The sequence below is a fragment of the Kribbella sp. NBC_01510 genome (assembly GCF_045040325.1).
In the GTDB taxonomy this organism is placed as follows: Bacteria; Actinomycetota; Actinomycetes; order Propionibacteriales; family Kribbellaceae; genus Kribbella.
This window is the reverse complement of the sequence record NZ_CP109418.1, coordinates 1,058,108-1,082,687: the sequence shown is the minus strand read 5'-3', so window position 1 is coordinate 1,082,687 and position 24,580 is coordinate 1,058,108. Positions and strand designations below refer to the sequence as shown.

Genomic DNA, 24,580 nt, shown 5'->3' with positions numbered 1-24,580 from the left:
CAAGGCCGGAGCCTGGATCCGTGAGGCATCGGCTGCTGCTGGATGCGTAGGTGTTGCGCGCGCCGTCGACCAGATCGCCAGGCCCTCACAATGAGGCGGGGACGAAGGCCGCCCGCGGGCGGTGGCGGCGTCTGGGTGATTGTGATGGCCTGGAAGTCCACCCGCACCCGCCCCGGCGGTGGTGGCGGGTTTGGCGATGCCGCTGGCCGGGAGCCCCCCTTTCAGGGGGCAACGCGTCAGGTCTCCACCGGCCAGGTGTCCCAGGACTTCACTGAGGGTCCACACCCCACGGCGGCTATTCGCTGAGGCGCGCCTCCAGGGAGGCTGCGTCTTGGGCGCGGCCCCGGGTCTTGAAGCGGTCGACGAGGAGCCAGCCGGCGCGGTACCAGGGTTCGGTGCCGGTGGTCAGGGTTGGGAAGAGTTGCTCCAGCAGGGTCTCGTCGGCGCTGTGCTCGGCGACCAGTAGATGCGCGTTGAGTTGCTGGTCCGCGTAGCCGCGGCGTTCGTAGTGGTCGGCGGCTTGTGACGCCTGCTGTACGGCGGTGTCCGCGTCGCCCCGCTGTAGGGCGATCAGCGCCAGATCCCAATGCACACCGGCGGTCTGGAAGATGACTCGCTGGTCGGCTGACGGCAGAGCGGTCAGCAGCGGGCGGGCACTGTCGATCAGCTCGACCGCCTGGGCGAAGTCACCGGTGTAGCGGGCGGACTGGGCCGCCAGTCGGAGTGCTTGCACCTGCTCGATCGGCTGCTCGGCAGCGGCGTACTGCGAGGCTGCGGACAGGAGCACCTCGACCGCCTCCTCGTCGCGGTCGAGCTTCTCCAGCAGCAAGCCCTCGTCGTGCCGGATCATCGCCAACCAGGCCGGATGCGCATCGGCCGGCGCGGACGCCTGCAATTCGCGCACCTTGGTCAATGCGGACTCCAGCTCGCCCAGCGAACGGTAGGCCTCGATGAGTACGCCGCGCGCGTCGGCAAGCGGCTGGGCGAGGCCAGGGTCACCGCCCAGCACCGGCAGCGCCTCCTCACCCGTCTCCGCCGCCTCCAGCGGCCGCCCGGTCATCAGATACGCACGCGCCAGCTCCAACCGGGCGAGCGCTACCTGAACCTCCATGCCCGGTACGCCGGCCAGCAGTGCGACTGCCTCAGTCAGGTCCTCGGCTGCCTCGGCCGGGCGTTCGAGCTCGAGGCGGATCCGCCCACGCTGCCTGAACGCGAAGGACCGCACCAGTTCACTCGCAGCGCCCGACGCCACCGTGGCGGCCTCTTCCGCTTCCCCGAAGCGTCCCAGCTGCGCGAGAAGGTCGCCCTGCATCATCGCTGCGCCCGCCAGGAGCTCCTCCTCGACGTCCGGACGTACACGCAGCTCACGCAGTTCGCGTACGGCGTCGTCGTAGCGGCCGGCGTGGGCGTACACGGTCGCCAGCGAGTACTGCCAGTGGCCCTGACGTCGCGGCTCGTCCTCGGTGATCAGCCGGCGCAGCGGCTCCTCGCTGGTCGCGAGTCCCTCCTCGACCTGTCCCTGCTCGCAGAGCAGACGGCCGATCCGTCCACGGTCGCGGAGCAGGCGGATCTCTTCACCAAGATCGGCGTACAGCGCGAGTGCTTCGCGCCAGGACTCCAGCGCGCGCTCCGGCTTGTCGGACGCCAGCAACCCTCGCCCGTCCAGGGCACGGGCGCGGTCGAGTGCAGTCCACTCGCTCTCCGGCACCTCCTGCTCGAACACTTGCCAGGCCATGATCGCTTGCTCGGACTGCCCGCGCTGCCACGCGTCCTCGGCCTCGTCGAGCCAGCCGCGGCCGGTGGGCTCCGGCCGAGCGGGACCGAGTGGCGGCTGGTCCGAGGGTTCGGCGGCCGGCTGGGCCTGCTTCCGGAGCTGGGCGCGCCGGGCGGTCTCCGAGAGCGGCAGGTACTCCACCCATGGCTCGGCGGTCAGCGTCGCGCGGATCTCGTCGCTGCGATGCGTCGTCCCGTTCCGTGCGTCGAACTGGGCTGCCAGGTCCAGAGCTCTCGCGGCCAGTTGCTCCGCCAGCTCAGCAGCCGGTGTGGCGCCGGACGGTTGCCGGATCATCAGTCCGGCGTCGACCCGGCTCAGGGCGAGTGACGCGCCCGCCGCGAACACCATCTCGGCGTACGGCGACGGCGGGTCGGCCAGCTCGGGTGCGTGCCGCTCGATCAGCTCGACGGCCTTCAGTTCGTTGCCGGTCCGAGCCAGGAACACCACGTGGTCCGCGTGCTCGCTCAGTTCGCCGACCCGCCCGCGCAGGATCCGGTACGCCTTCCGATGTGCGTCCACCGCCTCGGAGTACATGCCCTCGGCGACATAGGCCGGCAGCAGAGCGGTCAGCATCTGCTGCGGCTGCTCCGCGCAGGTGAGCTGCCCGTCCAGCACGGACACGGCCAGCGCGACGGCGTCCGCCGTACGCCCGACGCTGGTCAGGTGGTGCACCTTCGACGTCGGGTCGCAGCCGACGCAGTCCGACAGGTCGTCGCGCGGCGCGGTAGACCACAGCCGGAACTGCTCGGCCGCCGTGTCCGCATCCCCGATGTGGTGTGCGACCAGCCACCGGTGCTGATGGACGGCGTGCATGCTGTGGCCGCCCTGCCGCCAACGCCGTTCCATGTCGTCCAGTACGGCGTACGCACGATCCAGCGGCACCTCGGGGAACTTGGTCAGCGTGCTCGGCGCGTACTTGAAGCACCACAGGAACGTGTGCGAGTAACCGCGGTACTGGTCGGGTGACGCATCCCAGTCCGCCACGCACCGCGCGAACGGCACCAGTGACTTCCGCGGTTCGCCCCCCATCACGTACGCCGTCACGAGCGAGAGGTGGCTGTAGAACGCCAGGTCCTCCTCACCGGCCGCATCGGCCCGCCGTACGACGTCCTCCAGCAAAGCCGACCGCGCTTTCCCGTACGGTGCACTCTCGGCGCGCTGCAGTCGGTCCACGAGTTCCTGATTCATCGGGTCGGGTCCTCCTGCGTCGGGACAGCCTGGTCGAGCAGACCGAGGAAAGAGCGGTTCACCAGTGCAGAGTCCGCCGGACTGATCGGGTGGTAACCGAGCATCAGCGCATGTCCGTACAGCCCTTCGACTGCGAGCTGTGCGAGCTCAGGATCGTTCAGTGACGCCATCCGCCGTACCAAAGGACTGCGGTAGTGCAGAACGAGTTGCGGCCGGCTGTCGTCGTGGGTGTCGAGTGCACCGAGTACCTCGGACCATAGCGCGTCCGCACGATCCTTGGTGGCTCTGAGCTCACTGGCGAACTGTGCGGACCGGTCCACGAGGTAGAGCGCGGGCAGACCGGCAGGCTCGAACGCACGGACCACTACCTCGCAACCGACCGAGTCCAGCGCGGCCTGCGCGAGCCGTACGAACGGGCGCAGCCCTAGCTCGGTGTCCGGGTCCAGACTGTCGAAGCTCGTGCTCAGCTCGGTCGGATCGAACCGTGTGGTGACCAGATCGGGCACTACCTCGGGGAGGCGCTCGAGGAGCTCGCTGTCGTAGGTGTAGCCGCCGTTCACCACAGTGATCTGCTGTGCGGCTGCAACCGCGGCCAGCTGACGGAACTCCTCGACCGTGGCGACATAGCGGATCTCACCGCTGCGCTCCTGCAGCTCAGCGGTTGTCATCCGTCCATGGTTCGTCTCGAAGCGCAGCCAGCGGTGGACCAGCCGGAGCATCTCGTCGTCGTGGAGCGCGAGCGCCTTCACGCCGAGCTGGTGGATGGCGAGGAACCGGTCCAGCTTGGCCGGGTCCGTGTTACCGAGGCGGACCAACCAGCCACGCAACTGCGCACCCAGCGCGTCCCGGGTGGCTTCGAGGTTGCCGTCGTCGAACAGCGCCTCGCGGCTCGCGGTCGGACGCAGCTCGGACGTGTCGATGACGGCGCGGACGAAGAACGCCCAGTCGGGGAGCAGCCCTTCGACGTTCTCGGCGAGCAGCATCCGCTTCAGGTACACGCGGTGCGTTGCCCGCTCGGCCGGGTTCGCGGCGAACGGCAGCACGAACGCGACACCGGTGAGCCCGGCGGCCGGATTGTTCAAGTGGATCACGTCGAACGGCGTGAACCCGAGCTTGTCCTGCGCATAGCCGAGCAGATCGGCCCGTGAGCCCTCCCAGGGTGCGGTGGCGTCGGTGACCTGCTCGCCGTCGACCAGGATCTCGATCGGCAGCAGTGCACCGAACAGGCGGATCAGTTCGACCACTGTGGCCTTCTTGTACCACTGCTCCGCACCACGCCGCGCCTTGAGCGTGACCGTCGTACCCGGCTCGGGACGATCCGTCGTCTCCGCAACGGTGTAGCGGCCGTCCGCCGTGCCGATCCAGTGCGTGGCCGGACCGCCGGCCGGCTGGGTGACGACCTCGATCTCGTCCGCGACCATGAACGCTGACAGCAGACCGATGCCGAACTGGCCGAGGAAACTCGGTCCGGGCGAACCCGATCTCGTCCCGCTTCGAGCTCCGCCCGATCGTTGCCAGCAGCTCCCGCACCTCGTCCGGCGTGAGGCCGATCCCGGTGTCGGAGATGCTCAGCCCGTCGTCGGCCGTGCGTACGTCGATCCGCTGCGGCGTACCGGGATCGGTGGCCTGGCGGGCCGTGATCGCGTCGACGGCGTTCTGCAGCAGCTCGCGCAGGTACACCCGGGGACTGCTGTACAGATGGTTGCTCAGCAGGTCGACGATCCCTTGCAGGTCGACCTGGAAGTTCTCGCGCACCACGGCAACCTACGGCATGCCAGGGTCGGCGACTGTTCGCTTAGCGTTGGTGACGGGCGGTGGTGAACGCTTCCCCTTGATTTATAGGGTTTCCGGAGCCATCGCCTGGATGCCGTCGAGGAGACGGTCGAGGCCGTAGCGGTAGGACTCGGCCGCGGCCTCGCGCGTGCTCGACTGGTAGCCGTTCGCGTTCCAGATCGCTGTCATCGCGGGATGTCTTTCGACGTCGAAGTACGTCTCCCAGAGGTCGCTGCGCTCGTACCACCAGGAGTCGTTGCTCTGACCGGTCGCGCGCTCGATCAGTTCGCTCTCCGCTTCCAGGCCGGCGGCGGAGTCGACGTACGTCGTGATCGCGAGCGCGGCCGTGTTGGTCTCGGCTGGGCTGAGGCCTAGGCCGAGGAACGCGGACAGCAGGTACTCGCGGCCGGCCAGCATGCCGGGGCCGACCGGCGGACGGATCGTCGACACCTGCGCGAGCCAGGGGTGCCGTTGGAACATCGCTCGGGTCTGCTCCGAGTAGACCTCGATCTGCTCGCGCCAGTCGTCCGGGCGTGGCGCACCGGCGCCGGGCAGGTCGCGCTCGGCCAGCACCTGATCCACCATCAGGTCGAGCAACTCCTCCTTGGACGGGACGTAGGTGTAGAGCGTCATCGTCCCGACTCTCAACTCCTTGGCCACTCCACCCATCGAGGCCGCGACGAGCCCTTGCTCATCCGCCAACCGGATCCCCGCCATGACAACCTCGTCCACATCCAACGAAGGCCGCCGCCCAGCCCCTCGGGCCTCGCGGCCCGGCGTCGCCCGCCCTGCCTCGGCGGCCCGCTTGCGGTGGTTGCGCCACAGCAGCGCCAGCGTCCGCTCCGGCTGCCCCTCACCACTCCGGCGAACCGTCAAAGCCCCTCCGCTCTCCAGCACTCCCGACCCTGCCCCTCCGGGCGCACGGCAAGCGTCGCACGTCGCCCGTCACCGAGGGACTCATAGGCACCGAGTCAGATTCTCGTATAGCCTACGAGAATTAACTTTGGCGTGAGGGGAGACGGCATGACGATCCTGGTGACCGGCGCGACCGGGAGTGTGGGGCGGCTCCTGGTGGACGAGTTGGTGGCGGCAGGCGCCCCGGTACGCGCGCTCACCAACAACCCGACCCGGGCCGCGCTGCCGGACGGTGTCGAGGTCGCACGCGGCTATCTGGGCAAGCCGGCGACCTTGCCTGCCGCGTTGGCCGGTGTCGACACGGTGTACCTCGCGCCACTTCCGGCGTACGTGGAGGACTTCGTCCGCTGCGCTCAAGAGGCCGGCGTGCGGCGGGTCGTCGTACTGTCGGGCGAACCCGCGGACTACGAGGCGCAGGGGGATCCGTCGACGTGGCACTACTACCGGATTGAGCGGGCGATCGAGGCGGGCGGGTTCGACTGGACGTTCCTGCGGCCGGGGCAGTTCATGAACAACACGCTGGACTGGGCGGCGTCGATCAAGGCCGAGGGGGTCGTGCGCGCGCCGTACGCCGGAGCGGTGCAGACGCCGATCGATCTGGGGGACATCGCGGCGGTCGCGCGGGTCGTCCTGCTCTCCTCGAACTACAGCGGGCAGAAGCTCACGATGAGCGGGCCGGACGGACTGACGGCGCCGGAGCAGGTCGCGTGCATCTCGGCGGCGATCGGGCGGGACGTTCGCTTCGAGGAACTGACGCCGGCCGGCTATCTCGATCTGCTCGCGCCGGTGATCGGGCTCGAGACGGCGCAGTGGTTGCTGGACGGATTCCGGATGATGGCGGAGCATCCGATGAAGCCCGAGCCGACGGTGCCATCGCTTCTCGGTCGGCCGGCGGTGACGTATCGCGAGTGGGCGGTCGCGAACGCTGGTGCCTTCCTCGGTTGATTTGGTGCCGAACATGTGTTCGACTGTGATGCATGAGATGGGCCGGTCAGCAGCTTGATGTCGAGACTCCAGGGACGTTGCCAGGTCTCGGGTCGATCGCGGGTCTGGTCCGATCGGTGACGACACCGGAGTTCCGGGGCATCACCTTCCATGAGGTCGTCGCCCGATCCGCGCTGAACTCGGTGCCCGGTACGTCGCTGCCCTTCAACTGGACCGTCAACCCGTACCGCGGCTGCACCCATGCCTGCCGCTACTGCTTCGCCCGCCCGAGCCATCGCTATCTCGAACTCGACCAAGGCCTGGACTTCGACCAGCAGATCGTCGTGAAGACCAACGTGGTCGACGTCCTCCGCCGCGAACTCACCCGCCCGTCCTGGAACCACGAACAAGTTGCCCTAGGCACCAACACCGACCCCTACCAGCGAGCCGAAGGCCGCTACCGCCTGATGCCGGGCATCATCGACGCCCTGGCCGGCTCCGGCACGCCTTTGTCCGTGCTGACCAAGGGCACCTTGCTCCGCCGCGACCTCCCGCTCCTCGCCGCCGCCTCCGAGCAGGTCCCCGTGGGCATCGGGATCTCGCTGGCCCTGGGCGACGAAGAGCTCCGGCGGCACGTCGAACCCGGCGTCCCCTCCGTCCGCGGCCGCCTCGACCTCATCCGAGCCGTCCGCGAAGCCGGCCTGCCGTGCGGCGTCATGGTGGCCCCCGTCCTCCCTTGGCTGACGGATTCACCCGACCAGTTGGACCACCTCTTCGGTGAGCTGGCTGAAGCCGGCGCCACCGGCGTAACCACCCTCGTCCTCCACCTCCGCCCCGGCGTCAAAGACTGGTTCATGACCTGGCTGGCCAAAGACCACCCCCACCTGGTGGCCCGCTACGAATCCCTCTACGCGCACGGCTCCTACGCTTCTCCCAGCTACCGCAAGGCTTTCGAACAAAAGGCCCGCCCACTGCTGGACAAACACGGCTTCGGCCGAGGCGCCAGCCACAGATCCGACCCTCTCCCGGGCTCCCCGACCCAACCCCGCCTGAGGTCCACTCAACCCGGCGCGGGGTCCGCCCAGCCCGACGCGGGGGCCGTCCAACCTCGCGCGGGGTCCGCCCAGCCTCGCGCTAAGTCCAACGAACCCCGCGCCAAGGCGAACCACCCTCGCGGCATCGTCGAAGCCCCGGGCCGCACTGCCACCTCCGACTCCGCCACCGGCTGGGGCGAACCCGACCCCACCACCCGCTTCCGCCGCCCGCCATCCCCCAAACCCACCAGCCATGAACCACCACCAACTCAACAGCCCCTCTTCTAACCGGCCGGCTGGATAACCCACGCGGCAACCACGTCCACTCCTTCGTTGCCCACCTACGCCACGCGGCCTAATCTCGTCGCGCGCTCAGCGAAAGCCCAACAAACTGTGGAGATCGCGGAACAACCGGCGTCGGGGATTTGCTTACTGGTGCCCCGCGCGTCCCGCACGCGCCCATTGGCTCTCCGTGAATATTTTGCCTAAGGCAACCATCGTGAGGTTGTCCACAACAATTGACGCCTGTGGATAGTCAGATCCCTTGAAAAAAAGGGTTTCTGGGTTTGAGAACTGTCGGTGGCTGTGTCTAGAGTTGACGGCATGGAACTCCTCGGCGAGCGACCGGTGTGGTCGATGAGCGGCAGCGAAAAGCTCGCGGCTCTCGACGCCCTCGAGGCCGACCTCGCCCGCCGACAGACCTACCGCCTCCACCTCATCGCCGCCCTCGACCAAGACGGCTACGCCCAGGAAATCGGCGCCCACGACACCACCCAGCTACTCGCGTTCCGCTACCGCCTCGACCGCCCCCAAGCCCGCCGCGACGTCCGCCTGGCCCAGACGCTGTCGAAGTACGCCGCCGTGTCGGCCGCCCTGCCGACGCCCTACCGCGCAGCAGACAGCCCCGACAAACTCACCGACGACCCGGACGACCCGGACTACCCGGACGAGCCGGACGAGCCGGACGAGCCGGACGAGGCGGATGGCGCGGGTGCCGCGGAGGGGTTCCTGCGCCCGGCCCAGGCCGAGGCGATCGTGACCGCGCTCGAGAAAGTCCCCGACACCGTCGCGGTCGAGGACCTCGACGTGGCCGAACGCGAACTCGTCGGCCTGGCCCGCCACCTGTCCCCGGCCGAACTACGCAAGGCCGGCCAACGCGTCCGCGACGTCCTCGACACCGACGGCCCCGAACCCGACGAACACCACGCCTACGCCCGCGAATCGCTGACCCTGATCGGCGCCGACCGGGGCGTGAAGTTCCGCGGCTACCTGGCCAACGAAAACGCCGAACTCCTCCGCTCCCTCATCCACGCCGGCGCCCGCCCCCACCGCACCCTCACCGGCGACCTCGACCCCCGCCCCCGCGACAAACGCCAAGCCGACGCCCTCACCACCGCCCTCACCCTCGCCGCCACCGCCTACGACACCGCCACCACCCCACCCGCCACCACCCCAGCCCCTACAGCCGCACCCCACACGGCCGGTGCCAGTACGGCGGGCGCCGGTACGACGGGTGCGGCTGGTGCCAGTCCGGCAGGTGCGGCTGATGACGGTGCGGTGCATGCGGCGGGCGCCGGCCTGGCGGACGCGGGTGAGGCCGGCGCCGGTACGACGGAGCCAGCCGGTGCCAGGGCGACTGGTGCCGGTCCGGCCGGTACCGGTAGGGCGGACGGGACGGCCGGGGCCGGTGGGTCTGGGCGGATTCCGGGGTTCGGTGCGAAGGCGAACATCACCGTGACCATTGACCTGCAGGACCTGAAGTCGGCGGCCGCGGACGCGATCGGCGACGTGGTGTACGGCGACGGCCTGTCCGCGGCCACCATCCGACGGCTGGCCTGCGACGCGAAGGTCATCCCGCTGGTGTTGGGGTCGAAGTCGGAGCCGCTGGATGTCGGGCGGGCCGAGCGGCTCGTCACCGGCGCGATGCGCCGCGCCCTGAACGCCCGCGACAAAGGCTGCGTCGTCTGCGGCGCGCCGCCGGTGCAGTGCGACGCCCACCACCTGCAGTCCTGGATCGACGGCGGCGCCACCGCCGTGCACAACCTGTGCCTGCTGAGGCTGTCGCATGAATCGCGTGTCGGGCGGGTGGGGCTGGGGTGGTGCGAAATACTCGGGTGTGGCTGTGAACGTGCGTTGTGGCGATGTGGACCAGCTGATGTTGATGCCGCCTTCTGTGCGGGAGTGGCTGCCTGAGGATCATCTGGCGTTCTTCGTGCTCGACACCGTGGCTGAGCTTGATCTTGCGGAGTTCTTCGCGGCGTATCGGACCGATGGGCGCGGTGGTTCGGTGTATGACCCGTCGATGATGATGGCGGTGTTGCTGTATGCGTACTGCACTGGTGAGCGTTCCTCGCGTCGTGTCGAGCGGCGTTTGGTTGAGGACGTCGCTTACCGGGTGGTCGCGGCGAATCAGCGGCCCGATCACGCCACGATCGCGCGGTTCCGGGCACGTCATCAAGGAGCGATCGCCGGTCTGTTCGGGCAGGTCCTTGGTTTGTGTGTGAAGGCCGGGCTGGTCGATGCCGGTGTGGTCGCGATCGACGGCACGAAGATCGCTGCGAATGCCTCGTTCTTCGCCAACCGCAAACGTGATGCCTTGAGCAAGGAACTCGCAGGGTTTGCCGAGGCCAACGAGTCGCAGGACGCAGCAGGGCTGGCGGGGTCTGCCGGGTTGGCTGAGGCTGCGAAGGCAGCGGCGAGGGCGATTCTGGACGAGGCGGCGGCGGTCGACGAGGCCGAGGACGCCGAGCACGGTGAGTCCCGCGGTGATGAGCTTCCTGCGCAATGGGCAGGTGGCCGGGACCGGCGGGCACGGATCCGGGCCGCGCTGGACGAGCTGGAATCGCAGAAGGCGCGTGACTACGAGACCCGGATGGCCGAGCGGGCGAAGAAGGAGGCCGAGCGCGGCCGGAAACTGACCGGGCCGGCACCCAAGAAGGACACTGCACGGCGGTCGCGTCCCCGGCGGGCCAACACTACCGACCCGCATTCACGGATCATCGCGACCGCCTCGAAGGGCGTGCTGCAGGGCTACAACGCCCAGGCCGCCGCAACCACCGGTCAGATCGTGGTCGCGGCCGAGGCCACCGCAACCACCAACGACCAACCCCACTTCCTGCCCATGGCCACAGCGGTGGCCGAGAACCTCACTGACGCCGGACACGGCGACGGTGTCGGGGCGTTCGTTGCCGACGCCGGCTACTGGACAGCTGCCAACGGCACCACCGGCGTCGGCGCCGAGGTTCTGATCGCGACGAAGAAGTCCTCGTGGCGCAAGGCCGACAAGCCTGACGACGACAAGCTCGCCGTCCTGGCCAAGGTCAACCGTGGTGAGTTGTCACAACGCAAGGCCGGCGAGATCCTCGGTGTCTCCCACACCTGGGTGGGGGACATGACCAAGCGGTACTTCGGAAGCGACGGGCAACGCATCACCCGCAGCGCCGAACCCGAACCCGCCGAATGGATCCCTGTCATCGAACAAGTCGCCCGCGGTGAGATGTCCAAGCGAGCCGCCAGGGACGAGCTCACCGTCTCCGACACCCGGATCAACGCGATGCTCGCCCACGTCCGAGGCGAGGCCACCGACCCGGCGATCGCACGCAAAGCGATGGACAACAAACTCGCCGACCCCGGCAACACCGAGCTCTACAAGAAACGGTCCTCGAGCATCGAGCCCGTCTTCGGCAACATCAAGCACAACCTCCGATTCCGGCGCTTCGCCCGGCGCAGCCTTCCAGCCGTGCACAGCGAATGGCGCCTCATCTGCACCGTCCACAACCTCCTCAAGCTGCAAGCCGCGCCCGCCTGACCGGCGGGGGGGAGCCCCGGACCTCGAACACGGCACCAACCCACGGCCCCGAGGATTCGTGCGACAGCCTCTGCTGTGCCGCCGCCACCATGTCGACCTGCACCACGGCGACTGGACCATCATCATCATCGACGGCGAGGTCCACGTCGCCCGCCCCACCTGGGCCGACCCACCACCACAACACACCACCCGACCACCCCGGCAGCCCAACCCCAGCCGACCACGACACCAGGCTGCCCAACAGCCACCGCCACCGCCCACCGGACCAAGCGCGACCGGTCCATCCCGCATGAGTTCGCCGCAAACGGCACAAGATCCATCCGGAGTTGGGTTTGCTGCATCTGATGCCGGCAGCGCGTCGAGCCTTGCGGTATCTGGTCTGCGAGCAGGACTGCTGCACAGCCTGCGGCTCGCCGGTTGTGAGCGGATTGGGGATGTCGGGTCGTCGTCGCTCCGTGAGGCGGCAAGCTTGGCTATCTGGGGTGAGCCTTCCGAGCCAACCGATCGAGCCGCGCATCCAGTGAGCTCTGCGGGCGAAAGTCCAAACGATCACCACGACGACCGCGTGTCAGATCCCTGGCAGGAGGCCGCGCTCAGCCCCGAGGGTGCCCCATAGAAGCCCAGGTCGAGGCCGCTACCCGCAACCAACCGCGCAGCCAGGGCGACGTGAACTAAGCCTTCATCTGGGCCTCGGCCCCCTCCGCTGATCAAGCCAACGGACGCTGGATCAGCCGCGTTGAAGGGAGGCGTTGCGCGGGAGACTCGTGCATGCAGGACCAGATCAAGAGCTCGCCGGAGGTTGCCGTGCTGACCAGATTCGTGTCCCGATCGCGACGCTCAGGTGGGCCGCGAGAGTCTTGCTGAGCACGTCGAGGAGCTCGAAGGGGTCGTATCGTTTGACGAGGGCAAGTATCGGAAGATCTGCCCGCGCAGCTGGACGACGTCTTCCGTGAGCTGTCGGACCTCGCGGTCGGTCAGCCCACCGAATGTCTAGAGAACCTCGACGCCGTCATCGCCGCCCCGGCGACCGCCACATCCTGCGGATTGGTCTGGCCTGCCGATCTTGTGCGAGCGGTATGACGGAGCGGCGATGGGAGTCGCCGGTCGGCTGGCGTCGGTCGGATCCTCGAGGTATGTGCGGGCAAAGGCGATGGAGGCCTGTGTCCCATCCGATTCGTCGCTGAGCCAGGTCGGTGGTCGCAGCAAACCGCGTGTGCGCGACGAAAGGGCTGGCTTCGCGGCGCCGGGTGATCACGGTTGGCGAGCCACCTTGTGGTCGCTTGAGCGGTAACCACATGCACGGCGGCGGTAGCTGCGCGCAGGGGGGCGTGGCGGCGTAGCGCGCCACGATGGGAGCGCCCGTACCGCGCCACGATGGGAGCGCCCGTACCGCGCCACGATGGGAGCGCCTGTAGCGGGAGCGGTGGGAGCGCCCGTAGCGGATGGGGTGGGTGCGTGCGTGGCCGGTGGGGTGGGTGCGCGTGGCCGGTGTGGTGGGTGCGTGCGTGGCGGGTGGGGTGGGTGCGCGTGGCCGGCGTCGCGGGTGCGTGGTGGGTGCGTGCGTGGTCGGTGGGGTTTCTAAGGGAGGGTGAGGATTTCGGGGCCTGTCGGGGTGATGGCTACTGTGTGCTCGGCGTGGGCGCCTCGGGTTTGGTCGGCGGAGCGGAGGGTCCAGCCGTCTTCGTCGATGCGGTACGTGCTGCCGGGGCCGGACCAGAACCAGGGTTCGATGGCGAAGACGTGGCCGGCGCGGAGTTTGAGACCTCGGCCGGGGCGGCCGCCGTTGGGGATGTGGGGGTCCTCGTGCATGCGGTGGCCGATGCCGTGGCCGCCGAAGTCGAGGTTGGTGCCGAGGCCGGCGTCGTAGCCGATGCGGCCGATCGCGGCACTGATGTCGCCGAGGCGGTTGCCGTCGACCGCGGCGGCGATGCCGGCGGCGAGTGCGCGTTCGGTGGTCGCGATCAGCTCCAGGTCTTCGGGGTGCGGCGTACCGATGCAGAAGCTGATCGCGGAGTCCGCGCACCATCCGTCGACGGAGGCGCCGCAGTCGACGTTCAGCAGGTCGCCGTCCGCGAGTTTCAGGTCGGTCGGGAGGCCGTGCAGCACCGCGTCGTTGACCGACGTACAGATGACGCCGCTGAACGGGCTGGTCGCGAACCCGGGCTGGTAGCCCTCGAACAGCGATACCGCACCGGCTGAGCGCAGGACGTCCCGGGCGACCTCGTCGAGCTCGCGCAACGAGACTCCGACCGAGGCCTCCTTCTTCACTGCCTGCAGGGCGTTGGCGACGACACGGCCGGCCGTGCGCATCTGTTCGATCTCCGCCGGCGTCTTCAACTCGACCATTGGCTGCTTCCTCAACTTCACGGGATAGTTATACCGGTACTATTATCACGCTCATGGTAAGACCACCTCTGTCCAGCTGGGATCGCGAACGAGGCCGCCAGCTCGGCCGCCTGCTCCGTGAGGCCCGCGGCGAGCGCAGCATGGTGGACGTCGCGGCTGCCTGCGGGGTCTCCGTCGACACCCTCCGCAAGATCGAGACGGGTCGTATCCCCACCCCAGCCCTGTTCACTGTTGCCGCCGTCGCCGCCACCCTCGACCTCTCCCTGGACACCCTCGTTGCCGCCTGCCAGGACAACCACGTCGCCGACGCCCCACCGGACTCCTCCGGCTTGATCGCCTAGACCTCCTGTAATGGTTCGCGGCGAGCGGGAACAAACGCGGTGTGGAACCAATGACCACGCCGGAAACGGCTGACCTCGACCAGCTCTTCCGCGACCACTCTCGCGCCGTACTGCGGTACGTCGTACGCCGCGCCGGTGATCGCGACAGAGAGCTGGTCGTCGCGCTGACCGACCACTACACGGGACCGTACCGGTCCCCGGCGTTCCGTCCGCGACGCTGAGCCTGCTGGCCGACCGGGCGAGGTCGTGGCGCTGGGATCGATGACCGATCGGGCACACCCTCTACCTGAAGGCCCGCGAAGGACACTGTTTGGTTGCTGCGGCAACTAAATCTGGGGCTGCCGCGTCTCCTGAGCGAGTGGGGTTGAGGCTTGGGGGACGGGATGGCGGTACGACGACGTACGGTGCTCGGCGGATTGCTCGCCGGAGCCGGAGTACTGGCGACTGCAGGGTGCATCGCGGACACTGCGGCGGACACCGGGAGCGACACAAAGACTGGTCAGCCCGGCGCCAGATCCGAAGCAGGTAAGGCGAATCGACCCGACAAGATCACGCTGGTAGCGACCGGCGACGTCCTGCTGCACGAGCGACTGTGGACCACCGCGAAGCGCGACGGCGACGACGGCGCCTGGGACTTCGCACCACTCATGAGCAGCGTCAAGCCGCTGGTACAGCAGGCCGACCTCGCGATCGCGCACCTGGAGACTCCCCTCGGACCACGAGGCGGCCCTTACCACGGCTACCCGCTCTTCCAAGGCCCGCCGCAGATCGCCACCGCGCTCAAGCAGACCGGGTACGGTGTCTGCACCACAGCCAGCAACCACAGCTTCGACGGCGGTGCGACCGGTGTCGATCGGACCCTCGACACCCTCGAGAAGGCCGGACTGCGCCACGCAGGTACGGCGCGATCGAGAAGCGAAGCCGAGACGCCCACCATCGTCGACGTCAACGGTGTCAAGATCGCCTCGCTGTCGTACACGTTCGGCTTCAACGGCCTGCCGTACCCGAACGGCCAGACCTGGCGCGCCGGCAAGCTGGACGCGGCCACGATCATCCGGAACGCGCAAGAGGCGCGCGACCAAGGCGCTGAGATCGTCGTGGTCAGCTGCCACTGGGGGACGGAGTACTCGAGCAGGCTCAACGACCAGCAACGCGAGCTCGCACCCCAACTGCTTGCCGACAGCAACATCGACCTGGTGGTCGGTCATCACGCGCACGTGGTGCAGCCGATGGAGCAGATCAACGGCAAATGGGTCGCCTACGGCCTGGGCAACCTGGTCGCGGCTCACCGCGAGCCCATCAGCACCAAGGCCGAAGGTCTCCTGGTCCGCTTCACCTTCACCCGCGACCGTGACCGCTGGAAGACCGAACAGGCTGAGTACACACCGCTCCTGATGACCGACGCCCTGCCTGTCCGGGTTCTCGACGTACGACGTGAGCTCGCGAAGGCCGACACGTCGAAGAAGAGCCGCCTCGAGCTGGCGCAGCGCCGTACGACGGAGACCGTCAAGGCATTAGGTGCGAGCCCGAAAATGCTTTGAGCCCAGCAGGTCCGGCGTTCTATGGTCGGCGCATGATTACGTACTTCGTGATGGTCTGTCGTGCCCGGCTCCGAGCAGGCGCGGGGTGCCTGGGGATGGCATCCGCTCGATAGTCGTTGGGCTCAGCGAGTCGTGGACGCGGCCGGGGTCAGACCCGGTGAACTCGTCCTCGACGTCGGGGCCGGACTCGGCGCGCTGACCGCGTCGCTGGTTCGCGCCGGTGCCCAGGTAGTGGCCGTCGAACTCCACCCGCAGCGGGTCGACCGGTTGCGTCGGCGGTTCGCGGATGCGCCGGTGACGGTGGTCCGGGCCGATGCCGCGGATCTCCGGTTGCCGTCGCGGCCGTTCCGGGTGGTGTCGAGTCCGCCGTACAACATCTCCACCGCACTGCTGAAGCGCTTGCTGGCGCCGGGTTCTCGCCTGGCGTCGGCGGATCTGGTGCTGCAGAGGCAGGTGGCGAACCGGTGGGCTCGCGGTGACGCGCCGGGGGCGAACCGGTGGTTCCGGCACTTCGACCCGTCGATCGGGCTTCGCCTTCCCCGCAAGGCTTTCACCCCACCTCCACATGTCGACTCCGCAGTCCTGGTACTGCGCAAACGGTAGAAGGAACAGGAGACCCCCACCAGCCTGGTGGGGGTCTGACTGTTATCCGTGCCAGGAGTTCCACAACGCGGCGTACGAACCCTGACGGGCGACCAGTTCGTCGTGGCTGCCGAGCTCCGAGATCCGCCCGTCCTCCACCACCGCGACCCGGTCCGCGTCGTGGGCCGTGTAGAGGCGGTGGGCGATCGCGATGACCGTCCTGCCCTCCAGCACCGCGGCCAGCGAGCGCTCCATGTGCCGAGCCGCCCGCGGGTCGATCAGCGACGTCGCCTCGTCCAGCACCAGCGTGTGCGGATCCGCGAGCACCAGCCGGGCCAGTGCCAACTGCTGCGCCTGCGCCGGCGTGAGCGCCAGCTGCCCCGAACCGACCCGAGTATCCAGACCGTCCGGCAGCGCCTCCGCCCACTCCTGCGCGTCGACCGCGCCGAGCGCCGCAAGCAGTTCCTCGTGCGAAGCCCCGGGCCGCGCCATCGACAGGTTGTCGCGCAGCGTCCCGACGAAGACGTGATGCTCCTGGGTCACGAGCGCGACCTGCTTGCGCAGCTCGTCCAACGGCAGCTCGGTCATGCCGACCCCGCCGACCGTCACCGAACCGGTCCGGGGCGGATGGATACCCGCGACCAACCGCCCCAGTGTCGACTTGCCCGCACCGGACGGACCGACCATCGCGATCCGCTCGCCCGGCTGGATGGTCAGCTCGACGCCGTGCAGCACGTCGCGACCGTCGACGTACGAGAACCGCACGTCATGCGCCTCGACCAGCTCACTCGACGGCGACTGCCCCGACGGCGTCCGGTCGTCCGGTACGTCGCTGATGCCCAGCAACCGTGCAAAGGCCGCACCACCAGACTGGAGCTCGTCCATCCAGGAGATCAACCGGTCGACCGGATCGATCAGCTGGTTGACGTACAGCACACCGGCCGTGACCGCGCCGAGCGAGACATGCTCGCCGAGGTGCAGCCAGCCTCCGAACAGCAGCGTCCCGACGACCGGCACCAGATAGCCGACCTCGACGACCGGGAACCACACCGTCCGCAGGGACAGCGTGTACCGCTCAGCGAGGTAGGAGCCCCGGATGTCCGCATCGCCGCGGCGGACGCGATCGTCGTACCGTCGCAAGGCCTCGACCGTCCGCGCACCCTCGACCGTCTCGGCCAGCGAGCTCGTCATCTGGGCGTACGCCGCGTTCTCGCGAAGGTAACCGTCTTTCGCGCGGCGCAGGTACCACTTGGTGCTCAGCCAGAGCACCGGCACCATCGCGACCAACGGCACGAGCACCCACACGCCGACCAGCACAGTGGCGACGACCGTGAACAGCACCGTCACGAACGCGATGATCGTCTCGGGTACGGCGAACCGCACCGTCCGCGAGAGGGTGTCGACGTCACGCGACGTCCGGGACAGCAGGTCGCCGGTGCCGGCCCGCTCGACCGTGCCGATCGGCAAGGCGAGCGCATTGTCGACGAAGTCCTCCCGCAGCTCGGCCAGCACCTGCTCGCCGAGCGCGAACGACTTGAACCGCGCCCACCGGGTCAGCAGCGACTGCGCCACGACGAACACCGCGATCACGATGATCACCTGGTTGACCTTGGCGGCGGTCGTCCCGTTCTGGACGTCTTCGACCAGGCCACCGATCAGCCGCGGCGCGGCCAGGCCGGTGACCGCCGCCAGCCCGTGCAGCAGCAGCGCGACGGACAGCGTGCGTGGGTGCCGCCGAGCCAGCCGGCGGGCATGCCGCCGGATCTCGGTAGGCCCGGCGACGGGCAGGATCTGCCTCATCGGAGGACCTCCTCGGCTTCGGTCTCACGGGTGACGGTTCGGCGATAGCGGGGCTCGGTGTCGAGCAACGCACGGTGCTTGCCCGAGGCAACTACGTGGCCGGAGGCGACGAAGATCACCTCGTCGACGCGGTCGAGCAGCAGCGGGCTCGCGGTCAGGACCACGGTGCTCCGGCCGGACCGGTAGGCCCGCAGCCGATCCGCGATCCGCGCCTCGGTGTGCGCGTCGACCGCAGAGGTCGGCTCGACCAGCACGAGCACGGACGGGTCCGCCAGCAGCGCCCGCACCAGCACCAGCCGCTGCCGCTGACCGCCGGAGAACGACCGGCCCTTCTCCTCGACCTCGGAGTCGAGCCCGTCCGTCAACGCGACCAGTACGTCGTCGGCGGACGCCGTACGCATCGCGGCCATGATCTCGTCGTCGGTACGACGGCCGTCCGGATCGAGCTCCGAGCGCAGGGTGCCGGTGAACAGCTGGGAGCCGGTGTCGCTCACCAGGATCCGCTCACGCACGTCCGCACGCGTCGCACTGGCCAGCGTCACTCCGCCGTACCTGACCTCGCTCAGGTCGTCGTACCGACCCAGGCGGTCTGCCAGCTCCGCATAGCTGTCGGGCTCGGCGGAGACGATCGCCGTGAGCAGACCGTCGCGCGCGCGGATGCCCGAGACCGGATCCACCAAGTCACCGCCGCCGGGGAGGCGCACTGATCGGGTTGGCTCGGTGATGTCGGGCTCCAGCTCCAACACGCGGACGACTCGACCCGCGGCGACCAGACCGCGCATGAGCTGGTTAGCGAACTCGGTGGCCGTGCGCAGCGGCAGCACCAGGAACGTCGCATAGCCGTAGAAGGCGACCAGCGAGCCCGCGCTGAGGTCGCCCTGCAGTGCGAAGTGGGCGCCCAGGCCGACCACGAGCACCACGAAGATGCCGGGCAGCAGCACCTGGGCCGCATCCAGCACGGACTGGATCCCGGCGACGCGGACACCCGCCTGCCGGACCTGCTGCGACTCGCTGCGGTATCGCCGGGAGAAGGACTCCTCGCCGCCGATCCCACGGAGCACCCGCAGACCGCCGACGATGTCGGAGCCGAGCGAGTTCAGCTCGCCGACCGCCTCGCGTTGCGCGGACTGTCGCTTGTGCAGAGGACGCAGCATCGGGCCGAGGCAGAGCAGCATCACGGGTACGCCGATCAGCACCACGAGGCCGAGCGTGGTCGACTGGGTGAGCAGGATCGCCGCGACGATGACGAATGCGACGATCGCACCGGCGAACCGGGCCGAGATCTCCATCAGGTTGCCGACGTACGACAGGTCGCCCGCGCCGACGCTGACCACCTCGCCGGTGGCCAGGTGCTTCGGCAGCGTCGCGCCGAGGTCGGCCGACTTCCGGGTCACCACCTGGACCGTGCGGTACGCCGCGGACAGCCAGTTCGTCACCGCGAACCGGTGCCGCATGATGCCGGCGATCGCCTGCACCACGCCGACCGCGAACAGCGCGGCGGTCCACTGCAGCAGCCGCTCGCCGTCGCGCGCGGCGATGCCCTCGTCGATCGCCAGGCCGAGGATCGCCGGGATGAACGCCTGCGCGGCCATCCACAGAATGCCGAACGCCATCCCGCCGATCAGCGTGCGCTTCTGACCGCGCGCGACCCACCACAGATAGCGGGCCGGCGAGCGGTGATCGGGAACGCCGGGATCGGCGAAGGGAAGTTGTTTCATGGCGCCTTCAGGCTAGGTGCGAGCACCGACAACCGCATGCGAATTACTCGCGTTCGGGACCGTCACGGTCGGTGCGGGTTCGTCTCCCCGCGCATCAAAAGAGCTTCATCTTGCGTTGGGCAACGAGTTCCCGCGGGGCCATGTCCGGCCCCTGTCCTGGGACCATGCTGGTGATCGCGCATCGGGGAGCAAGTGGCTACCGCCCGGAACACACGCCGGCGGCGTACCGCCTGGCCGCGGCCCAGGGCGCCGACTATCTGGAGCCCGACCTGGTCGCCACCCTCGACGGCGTCCTGGTCTGCCGGCACGAGAACGAGATCTCCGGTACGACGAACGTCGCCGGCCACCCGGTCTTCGCGGACCGGAAGCTCACCAAGATCGTCGACGGCACCGCGGTCACCGGCTGGTTCGTCGAGGACTTCACCTACGCCGAACTGCGGACCCTGCGGACCCTGGAGCGGATGCCCGGTCTGCGCGCGAGCAACACGGCGTACGACGGGCTGGAGGAGATCCCCACGTTCGACGACGTGGTGGCCCTCGCCCGGCGGGAGACGCTGCGGCTCGGACGGCCGATCGGCGTCATCCCGGAGATCAAGTACCCGACGTACTTCCGCCGGCTCGGACTGCCGCTGGAAGAGCTGTTGACCGAGCGGATCCTGGCCCTGGGGCTGCGCGACGACGAGGTGATGGTGCAGTCGTTCGAGCCGACCAGTCTGCGCCGGCGGTCCGTCATGACGCGGGTGCCGCTGGTGCAACTGGTCGACTCCGAGAGCGCTCCGAACGACTTCCTCCGCACCGGCGACGGCCGCACGTACGCCGACTTGATCGAGCCGGCCGGGTTGCGCGAGATCTCGACGTACGCGCACGTACTGGCGCCGCACAAGGACCTGGTCATCCCACGCACCGCGACCGGGGCCCTGGGCGAGCCGACCCGCCTGGTCGACCAGGCCCACCGTGCGGGCCTGGCCGTCCAGGTCTGGACCTTCCGCGCCGAGCGCCGGTTCCTGCCCACCGGCATCGACTTCCCCACCGAACTGACCCGGTTCGCCGCCCTCGGCATCCAGGGCCTGTTCGCCGACCACCCCGACCAGGCCGTCGCCGCCCTCCGGAAGCCGGCGCTCAACCTGTAGACACGTCAGCGCAGGCGATAGGCGTGGATCAGGGTCTGGTCGACAGCGTTGCCGTCGGTGTCGGAGGACAGCACCTTCAAGGAGATGAAGTCGCCCGTGCGCGGATGGGTGTACGTCGCCCGGTAGCGGCCGTCCTGCAGTGTGCTCAGCACGGTCTTCTGCCAGGTCGCACCGTCGTCGGACGACACCAGGACCTTCACCGCACTGACCGGTCCGGCGATCGATCCGGGTTGGTGGCCGACTGCGAGATCGAGGTCGACACGCTGTCCCCGGGCCGCGCTGTTGGCGAGATCGAGAGCGCTTCGGCCGGAGCGGGTGTCGGCGATGTCGGTGTAGTCGACATCGAGGAGCGGAAGCACAGCCTTCGTCCCCTCTGCGACCGTCGCCGAGCGGAAGGTCCACTCCGTGTGGGCCGCCGACGTCAATCCGACGACAGCGCCGTGGTTGTACACGTCGGAGACGAGCCGGTAGTCAGTGGCGTCTGCGGGAACAGTCATGTCACCGACCGGGGAGCTCGAGGTGTAGAGCTCGGTGTCGCCGGCGAACAACGCAGTGGCGGCCCAAGCGCCGGGCAGCGCCCGTGACCAGTTGCCCCGGGAGTCGGTGAACATCGCGTAGTCGAAGCTGATCCGGTTCCCTCGCCGTGTGGTCGTGCCCTGGGTGTTGGGCTCGGTCCCACCGGCGACACCCGGGGAGTACGGAGCCTTGAGGAACTCGAGGGTGGCGTGCTCTCCCGGTCGGTAGGTGGGCAACGCACGAGGCCGGACGACGGTCCGCCCAGCGCCGTACTCCCAGGCTGTCGCCACCTGTACGTCGCGACCTGCGGTCACGTACTGGGTCCGGGTGTAGCCGGTGGACGGGACCCAGTCGGCGACGGGTTGCGTCGTGCAGCCGCAGCTCTGGCGCAGGTGCTGATTGAGGATCCAGCCGCCCCCGGCCTCACCGGTTCCGGAGCTGTAGATCTTGGTCGCCACGGTGGCCAGGCCGGTGGCCCGGTAGGCGAGGTCGCGGCCGACCTGTCCGTTCTCGACGAAGCTGACGTCATAGGCGTACGGCGAACGCGGTGTGCCGGTCAGCTCGATCCACGCCGACGGCGGTCGGTGGGCCGCGGCACGCAAGGCGAGGCCGTCGGATCGCGTCGTCATCATCGTCACGATCCCGGGATCCCCCGGCGGCGGGACCAGCAGGCCGGTGTCGGCCGGGTAGATGGCCACCCCCGCAGCGCCTGCGTCGGCGAGCCGTTGGACCAGAGTGTCGACCGAGATGTCACTGGGTTGCTGGACGACTGCGACCGCACCCGCAACGCCCTTGGGATCGGAGTCGGCATCGACCAAGCGGTAGCGGTGTCTGCCCTCGGCGAGCGGACCGCCGGCGTACCAGACATCGGTCCGGCCGCGGCTGGCCTTGGCCTGCAGCAGCGGTACTCCGGCGTCCCAGGTCGAGGTGACTGCGAATCCGGCGTCCTGGACCCGCTCGGTCGGCGACATCGACAGCAGCGGTGGTGTGCCGCGGGTCAGATCGACCTGCCACTCGTCATAGGTGGCGGCAGTGCTGCCTGAGTCACCCCTGGCCCAGCGGACCGAGAGGCTGCGAGGTACCGACGGCTTCGGGGTCGTCAGCGTCATCGGTCGCGCCGTTCGCGCGTCCAGGGTGACGGTGGAGTTCGGCGCCTGGGCGGCCAGCTTCGGCAGGCCCACGATGCTCACCTCGGCGAGTCCGGCACCGGAGGCATCGGGTGTCCGGAGGAGCCCGAAGACGTTGTAGTCGCCCTCGGGTAGGCGCAGAGTCCACTCCTTCTGGTCCGGAGTGAAGAAGAAGTCCTCGGGGTAGTACCGCCCATCGACCTGCCGGTACGGCGCGACCCGGATCCGGGCCGTCGCCGGGCTGCCGTGGCGGTCGAGGGCACGGAAGGTCACCTCGACGGTGTCGTCCTGCTTGACGAAGCCCACCGCGGTGGCGATCCCGCCGTCGGGACCGGTCGCGGTCACCCGCCCGGTGTAGTCGTCGGCCGCCAGCGCGGTTGCGTCCAGTTCGAGCGTGACGTCGGCTGCTCCACCCGGCGCGATGGTGACAGTGCTGGGGTGGACGCTGGTTCCGGCGAGGTCGGTCACCAGGTCGAGGCTCACCGCGGCCTGGGAGTAGTTGTGATAGGTCAGGGTCCGCTGCTGCCGCAACTGGTCGGCGCGGTAAGGGCGGGTGATGTCGCCGAAGCTCGCGACCCCCTGGTCGACGGTGACCTGCTGGGCGGTTGCCCGGGCGAGGTCGACTGCCCCGCCCCCTGCTGTGAAGGCAGTGCCGCTCGAGACCGGTGCGGCGGTGGAGGTCAGCGTTGCCTTGAGCAGACTGGGAGACCAGTCGGGATGGACCTGGTGAAGGACCGCTGCCGCGCCGGCGCTGTACGCCGCGGCCGGCGCGGTACCGACGACACTCGCGTAGCCGCCGCCTGGAACGGCGCCGACGACCCCGAAGGCCGGTGCGACGAGTTCAGGCTTGATAGCACCGCGATCCGCCATGACGCCGTGCCGCGACTGATCCCACCAGCGCGTCTGCCGGGTACCGCCGACCGTGAGCGCGGCGGCAGCCGCTGCCGGTGCGGCCACCTCGGACGTGCCTGGCTGGCCTGGCCCCTTCGAGCCCGTCGACACGACGAACAGTGCGTCGGAGGTCCGGCTCAGACTGTCGACCGCCTCCGTCAGCGGATCGTCGCCGCGAGTGATGGCGCCCTCGACGTTGACGTCGACGACGTCGGCACCAGAGGCCGCGGCCCACTGCAGGCCGGCGATGGCCCAGGACTCGTAGCCGATGCCGGTGTCGTCGAACACCTTCCCGGCGGCCAGGTGTGCACCAGGCGCGGCGCCGACGTACCGGCCGTTGGAGGCGGCACCGCTGCCGGCCGCGACCGACGCGGTGTGCGTGCCGCTGCCCAGCCGGTCGGTGGGGTCGTTCGCGCCGGTGAAGTCTCGCGCCTCGTCGATCCGGTCGGCGAAGTCGGGGTGTGAGGCGTCGATGCCGGTGTCGAGGATCGCGATCGTGGAGCCGGTTCCGTCGTACGACCCTTGGGTCTTCGGAGTGGCCGCGGCGGTGTCAGTGGTGCGGTCGGTGGGGACTGCGCGGGTGCGCGCGTCGAGCCATACCTTCGCCACGTCGGTCCGCCGCTCGATCTCGGCGAGGAAGGTCGTCCCGGCCTGCTTCGGCCGAGTCACGGCCAACGCCCTGACACCGGCGAGGGCTGCGCGGACCTGGACTCCGGCGGGCGCCGCCTTAGGGCTGACGGCCGCGCCGCTGCGGTAGGTGACGATGAGGGGGAGCGTGGTCCGGTCGGCGTCGCCGTACCCCTGGCGGACCAGGGCGCTGACGTCGAAGAGACGTGGATCGAGCTTGCCGGCGGCCAGCAGTTCCTGTGCCGAGGCCGGCTCGACGTACACGTCGCCGTCGCGGACGTAGCTGTAGGTGCCGCCGGGTGCGCCCGCCACGACGGTGGCCTGCTGTGTGCCATCCGCCTGGGTGTCGAGGCGTACGACGTCGCCGGTCACGAGCGTGACCAGGTCGGTGGCTGAACCGGTGCCGGACTGTTCTGGTGCGGCAGTGGTCGGGGGCAGGGCCGTGGCAGTGCCGGCTGTGGCCAGCAGTGCGGCGGTCAGCGTTCCAGCAAGGACGAGGGCGGTAAGTCGTCGAGGAGGCACGCGGGGAACGTACGAGCCGCCGC

17 protein-coding genes are annotated in these 24,580 nt (G+C 69.2%); 10 read left to right on the top strand and 7 right to left on the bottom strand.

The window, feature by feature from the left end:
• Positions 1 to 295 precede the first annotated feature (295 nt).
• Complete coding sequence (locus OG558_RS05265) at positions 296 to 2,962, bottom strand: hypothetical protein (protein WP_405069208.1); 2,667 nt, start codon at positions 2,960 to 2,962, stop codon at positions 296 to 298.
• Positions 2,959 to 4,383: an HSP90 family protein gene (locus OG558_RS05260; RefSeq protein WP_405069207.1), complete on the bottom strand. Its 1,425-nt coding sequence runs from the start codon at positions 4,381 to 4,383 to the stop codon at positions 2,959 to 2,961. Before OG558_RS05260 ends, OG558_RS05265 begins: the two co-directional genes overlap by 4 nt.
• Here OG558_RS05260 and OG558_RS05255 point away from each other — a divergent pair.
• The gene (locus tag OG558_RS05255) at positions 4,382 to 4,783 is read left to right on the top strand and encodes a hypothetical protein (RefSeq protein WP_405069206.1); all 402 of its coding nucleotides are present in this window, start codon (positions 4,382 to 4,384) and stop codon (positions 4,781 to 4,783) included. The two genes, OG558_RS05260 and OG558_RS05255, sit on opposite strands and share 2 nt — an antisense overlap.
• A gap of 15 nt (positions 4,784 to 4,798) precedes the next feature.
• On the opposite strand, the gene OG558_RS05250 is transcribed toward OG558_RS05255, so the two are convergent.
• The gene (locus tag OG558_RS05250; protein WP_405069205.1) at positions 4,799 to 5,611 is read right to left on the bottom strand and encodes a TetR/AcrR family transcriptional regulator; all 813 of its coding nucleotides are present in this window, start codon (positions 5,609 to 5,611) and stop codon (positions 4,799 to 4,801) included.
• A gap of 147 nt (positions 5,612 to 5,758) precedes the next feature.
• Here OG558_RS05250 and OG558_RS05245 point away from each other — a divergent pair, with 147 nt between their 5' ends.
• The 4 genes from OG558_RS05245 to OG558_RS05230 all read left to right on the top strand — a co-directional run bounded on the left by OG558_RS05245 (position 5,759) and on the right by OG558_RS05230 (position 11,416).
• The gene (locus tag OG558_RS05245) at positions 5,759 to 6,595 is read left to right on the top strand and encodes an SDR family oxidoreductase (protein ID WP_405069203.1); all 837 of its coding nucleotides are present in this window, start codon (positions 5,759 to 5,761) and stop codon (positions 6,593 to 6,595) included.
• Positions 6,596 to 6,627: 32 nt separating this feature from the next.
• Complete coding sequence (locus tag OG558_RS05240) at positions 6,628 to 7,896, top strand: Rv2578c family radical SAM protein (protein WP_405069201.1); 1,269 nt, start codon at positions 6,628 to 6,630, stop codon at positions 7,894 to 7,896.
• 315 nt (positions 7,897 to 8,211) lie between these two features.
• Positions 8,212 to 9,801 carry a DUF222 domain-containing protein gene (locus OG558_RS05235; protein WP_405069200.1) on the top strand — a complete coding sequence of 530 codons (1,590 nt, stop codon included), beginning with the start codon at positions 8,212 to 8,214 and terminating at the stop codon, positions 9,799 to 9,801.
• Complete coding sequence (locus OG558_RS05230) at positions 9,770 to 11,416, top strand: transposase (protein ID WP_405068623.1); 1,647 nt, start codon at positions 9,770 to 9,772, stop codon at positions 11,414 to 11,416. The genes OG558_RS05235 and OG558_RS05230 overlap by 32 nt, the downstream gene beginning before the upstream one ends.
• Before the next feature lie 1,578 nt (positions 11,417 to 12,994).
• Here OG558_RS05230 and map read toward each other — a convergent pair.
• A complete protein-coding gene (gene map / locus OG558_RS05225) occupies positions 12,995 to 13,762 on the bottom strand; it encodes a type I methionyl aminopeptidase (protein WP_405069199.1) in 768 nt (255 codons plus the stop codon).
• Between the two features lie 53 nt (positions 13,763 to 13,815).
• On the opposite strand from map, the gene OG558_RS05220 reads away from it, so the two are divergent.
• From OG558_RS05220 to OG558_RS05205, 4 genes are all read left to right on the top strand, one after another.
• Positions 13,816 to 14,103 carry a helix-turn-helix transcriptional regulator gene (locus OG558_RS05220; protein WP_328526243.1) on the top strand — a complete coding sequence of 96 codons (288 nt, stop codon included), beginning with the start codon at positions 13,816 to 13,818 and terminating at the stop codon, positions 14,101 to 14,103.
• A 50-nt stretch (positions 14,104 to 14,153) separates the two neighbouring features.
• Positions 14,154 to 14,324: a hypothetical protein gene (locus OG558_RS05215; protein WP_405069198.1), complete on the top strand. Its 171-nt coding sequence runs from the start codon at positions 14,154 to 14,156 to the stop codon at positions 14,322 to 14,324.
• A 150-nt stretch (positions 14,325 to 14,474) separates the two neighbouring features.
• On the top strand, positions 14,475 to 15,644 hold the full coding sequence (locus OG558_RS05210) for a CapA family protein (RefSeq protein ID WP_405069197.1): 1,170 nt from the start codon (positions 14,475 to 14,477) through the stop codon (positions 15,642 to 15,644).
• Between the two features lie 60 nt (positions 15,645 to 15,704).
• The gene (locus tag OG558_RS05205) at positions 15,705 to 16,247 is read left to right on the top strand and encodes an rRNA adenine N(6)-methyltransferase family protein (protein ID WP_405069196.1); all 543 of its coding nucleotides are present in this window, start codon (positions 15,705 to 15,707) and stop codon (positions 16,245 to 16,247) included.
• Between the two features lie 42 nt (positions 16,248 to 16,289).
• On the opposite strand, the gene OG558_RS05200 is transcribed toward OG558_RS05205, so the two are convergent.
• Entirely contained in the window at positions 16,290 to 18,026 is a 1,737-nt protein-coding gene (locus OG558_RS05200; protein WP_405069195.1) for an ABC transporter ATP-binding protein, read from the bottom strand.
• Entirely contained in the window at positions 18,023 to 19,744 is a 1,722-nt protein-coding gene (locus OG558_RS05195) for an ABC transporter ATP-binding protein (RefSeq protein WP_405069194.1), read from the bottom strand. Before OG558_RS05195 ends, OG558_RS05200 begins: the two co-directional genes overlap by 4 nt.
• 164 nt (positions 19,745 to 19,908) lie before the next feature.
• Between OG558_RS05195 and OG558_RS05190 the strand changes: the two genes are divergently transcribed.
• Positions 19,909 to 20,874, top strand: coding sequence for a glycerophosphodiester phosphodiesterase family protein (locus OG558_RS05190; protein ID WP_405069193.1), 966 nt, complete (start codon positions 19,909 to 19,911; stop codon positions 20,872 to 20,874).
• Between the two features lie 5 nt (positions 20,875 to 20,879).
• Here the strand turns inward: OG558_RS05190 and OG558_RS05185 are convergent, their stop codons facing one another.
• Positions 20,880 to 24,557 carry a S8 family serine peptidase gene (locus tag OG558_RS05185; protein WP_405069192.1) on the bottom strand — a complete coding sequence of 1,226 codons (3,678 nt, stop codon included), beginning with the start codon at positions 24,555 to 24,557 and terminating at the stop codon, positions 20,880 to 20,882.
• Positions 24,558 to 24,580 lie beyond the last annotated feature (23 nt).

Excerpts from the sequence above, each read along its gene's own strand:
- OG558_RS05265 (WP_405069208.1), bottom strand. The coding sequence starts at position 2,962 with ATGAATCAGGAACTCGTGGACCGACTGCAGCGCGCCGAGAGTGCACCG.
- OG558_RS05245 (WP_405069203.1), top strand. The coding sequence starts at position 5,759 with ATGACGATCCTGGTGACCGGCGCGACCGGGAGTGTGGGGCGGCTCCTG.
- map (WP_405069199.1), bottom strand. The coding sequence starts at position 13,762 with ATGGTCGAGTTGAAGACGCCGGCGGAGATCGAACAGATGCGCACGGCC.
- OG558_RS05235 (WP_405069200.1), top strand. The coding sequence starts at position 8,212 with ATGGAACTCCTCGGCGAGCGACCGGTGTGGTCGATGAGCGGCAGCGAA.
- OG558_RS05220 (WP_328526243.1), top strand. The coding sequence starts at position 13,816 with ATGGTAAGACCACCTCTGTCCAGCTGGGATCGCGAACGAGGCCGCCAG.
- OG558_RS05200 (WP_405069195.1), bottom strand. The coding sequence starts at position 18,026 with ATGAGGCAGATCCTGCCCGTCGCCGGGCCTACCGAGATCCGGCGGCAT.
- OG558_RS05230 (WP_405068623.1), top strand. The coding sequence starts at position 9,770 with ATGCCGCCTTCTGTGCGGGAGTGGCTGCCTGAGGATCATCTGGCGTTC.
- OG558_RS05260 (WP_405069207.1), bottom strand. The coding sequence starts at position 4,383 with ATGGTCGCGGACGAGATCGAGGTCGTCACCCAGCCGGCCGGCGGTCCG.
- OG558_RS05215 (WP_405069198.1), top strand. The coding sequence starts at position 14,154 with ATGACCACGCCGGAAACGGCTGACCTCGACCAGCTCTTCCGCGACCAC.
- OG558_RS05190 (WP_405069193.1), top strand. The coding sequence starts at position 19,909 with ATGCTGGTGATCGCGCATCGGGGAGCAAGTGGCTACCGCCCGGAACAC.
- OG558_RS05195 (WP_405069194.1), bottom strand. The coding sequence starts at position 19,744 with ATGAAACAACTTCCCTTCGCCGATCCCGGCGTTCCCGATCACCGCTCG.
- OG558_RS05255 (WP_405069206.1), top strand. The coding sequence starts at position 4,382 with ATGAACGCTGACAGCAGACCGATGCCGAACTGGCCGAGGAAACTCGGT.
- OG558_RS05240 (WP_405069201.1), top strand. The coding sequence starts at position 6,628 with ATGAGATGGGCCGGTCAGCAGCTTGATGTCGAGACTCCAGGGACGTTG.